Source organism: Nocardia sp. 852002-51101_SCH5132738 (assembly GCF_001665695.1).
GTDB classification, from domain to species: domain Bacteria; phylum Actinomycetota; class Actinomycetes; order Mycobacteriales; family Mycobacteriaceae; genus Nocardia; species Nocardia nova.
The window spans coordinates 1-8,501 of the sequence record NZ_LZML01000056.1 but is presented as its reverse complement, the minus strand read 5'-3'; the positions used below and the strand labels follow the sequence as shown (position 1 = coordinate 8,501).

The following is an 8,501-nucleotide window of genomic DNA, read 5'->3' as shown; positions in this document are numbered from 1 at the left end:
CCCACCCCTGCACTGACCGCCTGATCGAACAGGATCACGCGGCAATCACCCGATACACCACCCGTTTGGACTTGACCCACGGTGACCAACTCCGTGACGATTCGCTCGGCCGGCGCTATCAGTTCGATCAGCAGCCAACGGCTCAACGTGTGACGGACATGCCGCTGAGCCGTCGATACGGCGGTTGTCGTCGCCGCCAAATGGATTTCGTCCATTTGCCCCGAAGGATGCGGCGGTTGGATCACGGTGGCCGGGCACTCACGATCGGGGTAGGGAGCGCCCACGAATACGCCGATTCGGTTGCCCGCGTGCGCAGCAGCGTGAACGCCAGCGTTAGCCTCACACCACAACCGAGCCTCGACGGCCTGTCTGGACATACCCGGTCGAATCAGGTGTTCCATCGAGGGCACCGCGACGTGGTGGGATTGCGACCGCCGCAACTCGGCGATTAGAGCCGTCAGCGCAGTGGCGCCGTGAATGCGCTCGTGGAAGATCATGGCCAGGTCGAAGCCTTCGTATTCGGCAAAGCGCTGGATCTGCGCTTCGCATGCAGCGACGTGGTCATTTGCGATATCGAGACGCAAATAGCCGTACAGCAGGGGCTTCATCTTCACCGTCCTCGGAATAGAGACCGGATGGCCGCTTCTTGTGGTCCTGGGTTTGCAGGGCCACGTGGGCCGTTCCGGTCGAAAAGCCGATGGATCAAGGGTGGACCGCCGAAAACCCCTCCGGGAGGGCACGTTACGGGGCAGAAAACGCCACACAGGGGCGCGTGGGCGTGGCGTGATTACACTGGCCGGACCGGACACCGACGAGGGGGCGAAAGTGCCACCGAATCTGAAACTGCAAGCGCGCCGAGAAGCTATGCCATCACGCATCGTGCCAGGCCGCGCGATGGGTCGAGCCGAGCTGGCCGAAGCTGTTAATGAGTACATCTGGCGCACCAGGGCAGAGCGCCGGGATCTCGATGCGCACACGATTGCGCGCTACGAACGTGGCACCGTGAGGTGGCCAAACGAAGAGTACCGCGAAGCGTTCCGTGCAATCCTGCATGCGACGGATGCTGAGCTGGGATTCATGCCGGTCCGCAAGAAGCGCAGCCAGGGCACTGAACAGACACTCGCTGTCAATCTGTTCAGCCCGTTCAATCCCGAAACCATCCCGGCCGATTACCTGCGTGGTGTCCGGTCGATCGGGCGGGTCGGCTGGTCGGATGTCGACAGAGTGAAGACGGCCACGCGCGAGGCAGCCTCTTCGGAAAACCTCCACGGCGGAGGATCAGCAAGCAGCACAGCCGAGGAGGAACTGCGTCGCTATGTGCCCCTGCTCACGGGGCAAGCATCACCGACAGCTCGTCGCGCCTTATTCGAGGCGATCGGCAATCTGAGCGGCGTTGCGGCCTTCTCCGCCTTCGATATTGCCGACTATCGGGAAGCTGAACAACGCTTTCGGTTTGCGCTCTGGTGTGCCGATACCGCCGGCTCCTGGGAGCTGAGAGCCAGCACCTTGGCGGACATGGCGCGCAAGGTGGCGTACGTGGGAAGCGCCGACGATGCGTTGTCGCTGATCGAACTGGCGCAGGTCCGATCAGATCGGTTGTCCGCCACTGCCCGCGCCATGCTCGGTGCGCTGCGGGCCCAGCTTCTTTCCGCGGTGGGCCGGACTGACGCGGCACTGACCGAAGTAGCCCGAGCCGATGAACATTTCGCGGAACGTACACCTGAGACCGACGCGCCGTGGCTGTGCTACTACGACGAGGCCGAACACATGGGAAGCACAGGCAAGGCATTGATGCCCGTTGCAGAGGCCCGGCGCAGGATAGAACTGGCCGCACCGCGCATTCAGCGAGCGGTCCAGCTCCAAAGCGAGGACTATCCGCGCTCTCGTACCTTCTCGCTGACCAGACTCGCCACACTCACGATGCGGCTAGGTGATCCCAGCGAAGCAGCGAAGCTCGGGTTTCAAGCGGCCCAGAACGCAAAGCTGTTCAGTTCACAGCGCATTCGTGACGAGCTGAATGTGCTTGCCGAAGCTGCCTCTGCGCATCGCCGAATCGACGATGTTGCCGAACTGCGCCACGTCATCACCAGCGGCACGAAGTCATGAACCAGGCTCGTCAATCAGCAGATGTGCTCGCCAGAGCAGCCGCACTCAGTGGTGTCGATGCCACAGACGCTGTTTTGATCCGGAACGGCTCGAATGCCATCTACGAACTGCCTGGCGGGGTCGTGGCCAGGATCGGGAAGCCCGGCAGCAACACAGCAGCAGAGCGCGAGCTACGAGTTTCCCAGTGGCTCAACGAGTCCGGGATCCCCACCGTCGAAGCTGTTCGCTCAATTCCTCAGCCGGTCGTGGTTGACGACCGACCGGTGACGTGGTGGCGGTTGATCCCCGAACATCGGGCATCAACCCCTGCTGAGCTGGGTGCGGTGCTGCGGGCGCTGCATGCCTTGCCGCCGCCTACCGAGTTCGAGCTGCCGAATTACGATCCCTTCGTTGGGCTTTCCGAGCGCATCGCCTCGGCGGTGGCAGTGACCGAAGACAACCGCTCATGGCTCACCGAGCATTACGGCAGGCTCGAGAAGCAATACCGCGAGTTACCTGTAACGGAGTCGCTTGGTGTCATTCACGGGGATGCATGGCAAGGCAACGTGGTGGTCCCTTCTTCCGGCATACCGATGCTGCTCGACCTGGACAAGGTTTCGCGCGGCCGACCCGAATGGGACCTTATCCAGTTGGCTGTCGACTTCGCGGACTTCAGCAGGCTAGGCGAGAAGGACTACAAAGCCTTCGTATCGGCGTACGGCGGATACGACGTCACGGATTGGCACGGATTCCGACTGTTCGCGGATATACAAGAACTTCGTTGGGTCGGATTTTCGCTCAGCTTGGCGGCTGGAAATGTAAGAGCGGCTAGGGAGGCTCAGCATAGGATTGCGTGTATTCGAGGGCTCGTGGCTAAGCCGTGGAGCTGGGCCGCGTTGTAACAACCACCCAGAAGCACAAGGGGCTGCTGCACGGAGAGGTGACAACCTGACCTGCCCCACCGGTTGGGTTCCAACTCCGGTTGCTAACTGACAGCCTTACCGAAAGGCTGACCCGCGTGCCACGCGCCTATCCCACCGAGTTCCGAACCCGGGCAATCGCTTTGGTCCGAGCAGGCAAACCCGCCAAGCAGACAGCTGTCGAGCTGGGCATCCATCCGGTCACCTTGTCGAAATGGTTGCGCCAGGACGACATCGACCACGGACTACGTCCCGGCAAACCGTCGGCGGAGTCGGCAGAATTACGTGCGGCTCGCCGCCGGATAAGAGAACTCGAAACCGAGCTCGCGATCATCCGCCACGCCGCGAAGTTCCTCGGGGAGGACGTTTCTGGCCCAAAAGGCGGTTCTACCCGGTGATCGACAGCCTCGTCGCAGCTGGAGCACCGGTCGACCGATGCTGCCGCATCCTGGGAGTCGCCCGACAGAACTACTACAAGGCCAAACGGCGCCCCACCACACCGACACAATTGCGGCGCCAATGGTTGACCGGGCTGATCCGCGAGATCCACGTCGCATCACGAGGCACCTACGGTTACCGCAGGATCCACGCCGAACTGACCATGGCGATGGGCGTCAAGGTCTGCTCCCGCACGGTCTCGGTTCTCATGACCTTGGCCGGCATCCGGGGGCTGCCGGCCTCGTCGCGGGTCAAGAACCTCTGACAGCGGCCATGAAATCCTCCCCGTGGGCGGCCATATGACGCCCCGTTGACGGCCATCGACTTCCCCGTGGGCGGCCAGATATTTCCCCGGCGTGTTGTGCATGTTCCGGATGGCTGGGCGGGTTTGCTCGCTCGGTGAAGAGCGGTAGGGAGATCATGGAAATCCTTGAGGCGTATGACCTCACGGGGAGTTACCGGGCAGCGGCGGAGCTGGCCGGCTGCGACCATCACACGGTCGCGAGGTATGTCGCATTGCGGGCATCCGGGGAGAGCCCGGTCGCGAGGGAGCATCGCGCTCGCCCGATCGATGAGTATTTGCCGAAAATCGAAGAGCTGGTTGTTCGTTCGAACGGCAAGATCCGCGCCGATGTGGTTCACAAGCGGATCACCGCGATGGGGTTCGCCGGCGGTGAGCGCACCACCCGGCGGGTGGTGGCGCAGGTCAAGCAGCAACTGCGGGCGGGACAACGACGGGTATTTCGGCCGTGGATCGCTGAGCCCGGGTTGTGGTTGCAGTGGGATTGGGGACACGGGCCGGTGGTCGCGGGTCGGCAAACCCAGTTGTGGTGCGCGTGGCTGGCGTGGTCGCGGTTCCGGGTGGTGATCCCGGTGATGGACAAGACACTGCCCACGGTGGTGGCGTGTCTGGACGCCACGCTGCGGCGGTTGGGCGGGGTGCCGACCTATGCGTTGACCGACAACGAGAAGACCGTCTCGGTCGAGCACGTCGCGACTATCGCGGTCCGTCATCCCGAAATCGTTGAAGTGGCAAGACATTACGGAATGACGATCCGCACCTGCATGCCCGCGGACCCGCAAACCAAGGGCGGGTCGGAGGCGACGGTGCGCATCGCCAAGGCCGATCTGGTGCCGACCGACACGAACCTGCTCGGCGCCTACCGCACCTTCGGCGAGCTCGAGACCGCCTGCCGGGCGTTCTGCGACGAGGTCAACGACCGCGAACACCGCGAAACCCGGCGTCGCCCGATCGAAGCACTGGCAGAGGAACGAACCCGTCTGCACCCGTTGCCGGCCAACCCGTTCACCATCGCGCTGGGCACGACCCGGAGAGTGAACTGGGATTCGACGGTTTCGGTTGAGGGAGTGCGGTATTCGGTGCCTCACACCCTGGCCGACACGCGGGTTTGGGTCCGGTTCCACGGCGACGAACTGATCGTCACCGCGGTCGAGGATCAGGGCCCGGTCGAGGTCGCACGCCACCAGCGATCGACACCTGGCAGCCCCTCGATCAAGGACGAGCACTATCCGCCGCGGCCCGATCATCACGGCGAGCGCGTCCCGCGGGCTACCAGCGCGGAGGAAGCCGCGTTCCTGGGTTTGGGGCCCGGCGCTGCCGCATGGCTGACCGAGGCCGCTGCGGCCGGAACCCGGCGGATCCGCCCGAATATGGCCGAAGCGGTGACCCTCGCGAAACTGCACTCGCCCGCCGAAGTCGACCAAGCACTGGGGATCGCCGCGATCGCGGGCCGGTTCGCCGAGAACGATCTGATCAGCATTCTGACCCACAACATCGGCCGCAGGACCGCCGAACCGACCCGGGCCGGCGAGGACCACAGCCTGCAGCCGGGAACCTCGGCCTGGTCCAAGTTCGGCCTGCCCGCCACCACCGACACCGACCCCGAAAGCGATCATCGATGAACGCTCCTCTGCGCGTTGCCGGATCGGCCGGAGACCCGCTGGCCGAGGCCATCGCCCTGACCAAACGCCTCAAACTGCCCTACCTGCGCCGAGCACTGACCGACCTGGTCCCCACCGCGAAAGCCCAACGATGGGATCCTGCCGAAGTTGTTCGAGTGCTGCTGGCCGAGGAAGCGGCCGGCCGGGACGCGACCAACCTGCGGACCCGACGCAAACGGGCCGCGTTCCCTGCCGGGAAGACCTTCGGTGATTGGGACGAATCCGCGTCCTCGATCCCGCGGCCCACCCAGGACGCGTTGAAAACCCTCGAATGGGTGCGCAACAAGGAAAACCTCTGCATCTGCGGACCTTCGGGCACCGGGAAGAGCCACTTCTGCGAAGCGCTCGGCCAAGCCGCGGTCGAGGCCGGGCTCACCGTCGCGTGGTTCACCATCGAGGATCTCGGCGCCCTGATGCGGCGCCACCGCGTCGACGACTCGGTCACCCGCGCCATCACCCGCCTGATCCGCACCGACCTGATCATCGTCGACGACATCGGCCTGCTGCCGGTCAGTCCCGATGCGGCAGAAGGGTTCTACCGGCTCGTCGACGCCGCCTACGAACGCCGAGCCATGGCCGTCAGCTCCAACCTGCACCCCTCGGGATTCGACGAGATCATGCCCAAAACCCTCGCGACGGCAACCGTCGACCGGCTGCTGCACCACGCACACGTGGTCGTCACCTCCGGCGACAGTTTCCGACTCGCACAGGCCACTTCCGGGCAGGGGGTGAGGCCACTGCGCTGACCCCGCTGGGGAAATATCTGGCCACGGGGAAATAACTGACCGACGTTGGGGATTCACAACTGGCCACCAGCGGGGACAAACGTTGGCCGCCTGCGGTGACGGCGCTCGCTGAATTTCCCCACTGACGCTCACCGAGATTCCCCATTTGTCCCGTGTGGCTCAGCCGTGAAGGGCGGGCCTCCTCCGATGCTGGTGGTTACCACACCTGACCAGCAGTTTCCTTCGGAGGAGGCCCGCTTTTCCATGTTGACACGTGAGGAAGATGTGGAAATCAGTGCCCTACGCGCCCGAGGCTGGACGATCTCCCAGATCGCCCGGCATACCGGTCGCGACCGCAAGACAATTCGCGCGTATCTGGCCGGGGAACGCACGCCCGGCGTCCGGAAAAGGCACCGCCCCGACCCGTTCGAACCGTTCGTCGACTACGTCACCGCCCGGCTGGCTGAGGACCCGCACCTGTGGGCGCAAACTCTGATGGACGAGCTCGGGCCCCTCGGGTTCCCGTTGTCGTATCAGTCGCTGACCCGCAACATACGTGCCCGCGGGCTGCGGCCGGTCTGCCAGGCTTGCCGCACCGCGACTGAACGCCCCAACGCGGTCATCCCGCATGCGCCGGGCGGTGAAACCCAATGGGACTGGGTCGATCTGCCGAATCCTCCCGGCTCGTGGGGGTGGGGCGCGAACGCGCACCTGCTCGTCGGGTCGCTGGCTCATTCCGGGCGTTGGCGAGGCTACCTCGCGCCCAGCACCGATCAGCCGCATCTGATCGAGGGCCTGGACCGCGTCGCCCGGGCGTTGGGCGGGGTGACCGGGTCGTGGCGATTCGACCGGATGTCCACGGTCTGTCACCCGTCCAGCGGGCAGGTCACCGCGTCGTTCGCCGCGGTCGTCAAGTATTACCAGGTGGTGCCGGCGATCTGCCCGCCCCGGCGCGGCAACCGCAAAGGCGTGGTCGAGAAGGCCAATCACACTGCGGCGCAACGCTGGTGGCGCACACTCGCCGACGAGACCACCGTCGAACAAGCCCAGTCGTCATTGGACACGTTCTGTTCGCTGCGCGGCGACACGCGGCTGCGTCCGACCGCCGACGGCCGCGCCAGCGTCGCGACGGTCGCGGCACGGGAACCGTTGCGGCCCATGCCCGCCGAGCCTTATCCGGCGATGGTCACCGAACCGCGGATCGCATCGAGGCAGGCGATGGTGTCCTGGCGCGGCAACCGCTACTCAGTGCCACCGGAACTCGCGTCGGCCACCGTGGTTGTCGCGCAACCCTTGCGCGGCAACCACATCGACATCGCCACCACCGCCGGCATCGTGATCGCGCGACATGAACGCGCCGCCGACGGGCTCGGCGCCACCGTCCGCGACCACGGCCACGTCGTCGCTCTCGACGCCGCGGCGATGGCCGCGGCCAACACCGGCCGCCCACACCGCCGCAAGGAACGCATCCCACCCGGCGAGGCTGCCCGAGCCGCCGCCGCTGCCCTGCGCGCCGCAGCCGACCCCGCAGCCGTCGCGGACACCGTCACCGACGCCACTGTCACCGATCTGGCCGCCTACGAGCGCGCCGCCACCGCCAGGAGCCGCAAATGACCAGCCCAGCCCCGCGCAAGACCACCCGCCGCGCCACCAAAGCCGTCGGCGCCGACGAGACCGCGACCCGCTACCAACAACTACGCTCGCATCTGGCGATACTGAAACTGCACGCCGCCGCCGAAGCACTGCCATCGGTGCTCGAAGACGCCACCGCGCAGAATCTTTCGGCGACAGCGACGCTGGAGAAACTGCTGCGGATCGAGGTCGACGACACCGAGGCCCGCCGCCTCACCGGCCGACTGCGGTTCGCGAACCTGCCGACCCCGGCATCGCTGGAGAATTTCGACGTCGATGCCGCGTCCGGGATCGACCGGCCCCTACTCGACGAGCTCGGCACCTGCCGCTACCTCGAAACCGCCACCAACGTCCTGCTCATCGGCACCCCGGGCACCGGCAAGACACACCTGGCGACCGGACTCGCACGAGCGGCCGCACACGCGGGTTACCGCACCTACTTCACCACCGCTGCAGACCTCGCCGCCCGCTGCCACCGCGCCGCCATCGAGGGCCGGTGGGCCACCACCATGCGGTTCTACGCCGGACCAACGCTCCTGGCGATCGACGAACTGGGATACCTGCCGTTACCTGCAGAGGCGGCATCAGCACTGTTTCAGGTTGTCGCGCAACGGTACTTGAAGACATCGATCGTGATCACCACTAACCGCAGCGTCTCCGAATGGGGCGAAGTCCTCGGCGACACCATCATCGCCGCGGCCATGCTCGACCGGCTCCTACATCGCTCGGTGGTCCTCAA

At 65.4% G+C, this 8,501-nt stretch carries 7 protein-coding genes and 1 pseudogene; 7 read left to right on the top strand and 1 reads right to left on the bottom strand.

Annotated features, from left to right (window positions below; genetic code table 11):
- On the bottom strand, positions 1 to 608 hold a 608-nt coding region (locus tag A5789_RS08280), incomplete at its 3' end, for a hypothetical protein (protein ID WP_156772993.1).
- 175 nt (positions 609 to 783) lie between these two features.
- Between A5789_RS08280 and A5789_RS08275 the strand changes: the two genes are divergently transcribed.
- The 7 genes and pseudogenes from A5789_RS08275 to istB (A5789_RS08245) form a co-directional block, all read left to right on the top strand.
- A complete protein-coding gene (locus A5789_RS08275) occupies positions 784 to 2,106 on the top strand; it encodes an XRE family transcriptional regulator (protein ID WP_227462656.1) in 1,323 nt (440 codons plus the stop codon).
- A complete protein-coding gene (locus A5789_RS08270) occupies positions 2,103 to 2,987 on the top strand; it encodes a phosphotransferase enzyme family protein (RefSeq protein WP_064904585.1) in 885 nt (294 codons plus the stop codon). The genes A5789_RS08275 and A5789_RS08270 overlap by 4 nt, the downstream gene beginning before the upstream one ends.
- A 116-nt stretch (positions 2,988 to 3,103) precedes the next feature.
- Positions 3,104 to 3,705, top strand: a pseudogene (locus A5789_RS37705) (transposase); the annotation flags it as partial.
- A 137-nt stretch (positions 3,706 to 3,842) separates the two neighbouring features.
- Entirely contained in the window at positions 3,843 to 5,366 is a 1,524-nt protein-coding gene (istA, locus tag A5789_RS08260; protein ID WP_064904582.1) for an IS21 family transposase, read from the top strand.
- Positions 5,363 to 6,151 carry an IS21-like element helper ATPase IstB gene (gene istB / locus A5789_RS08255; protein WP_063066582.1) on the top strand — a complete coding sequence of 263 codons (789 nt, stop codon included), beginning with the start codon at positions 5,363 to 5,365 and terminating at the stop codon, positions 6,149 to 6,151. Before istA ends, istB (A5789_RS08255) begins: the two co-directional genes overlap by 4 nt.
- Positions 6,152 to 6,394: 243 nt before the next feature.
- A complete protein-coding gene (locus A5789_RS08250; RefSeq protein ID WP_064904579.1) occupies positions 6,395 to 7,744 on the top strand; it encodes a DDE-type integrase/transposase/recombinase in 1,350 nt (449 codons plus the stop codon).
- On the top strand, positions 7,741 to 8,501 hold a 761-nt coding region (gene istB / locus A5789_RS08245; protein WP_064927175.1), incomplete at its 3' end, for an IS21-like element helper ATPase IstB. The genes A5789_RS08250 and istB (A5789_RS08245), both read left to right, overlap by 4 nt.

Coding starts and splice junctions, on each gene's coding strand:
- istB (WP_063066582.1), top strand. CDS start 5,363: ATGAACGCTCCTCTGCGCGTTGCCGGATCGGCCGGAGACCCGCTGGCC.
- A5789_RS08270 (WP_064904585.1), top strand. CDS start 2,103: ATGAACCAGGCTCGTCAATCAGCAGATGTGCTCGCCAGAGCAGCCGCA.
- A5789_RS08250 (WP_064904579.1), top strand. CDS start 6,395: ATGTTGACACGTGAGGAAGATGTGGAAATCAGTGCCCTACGCGCCCGA.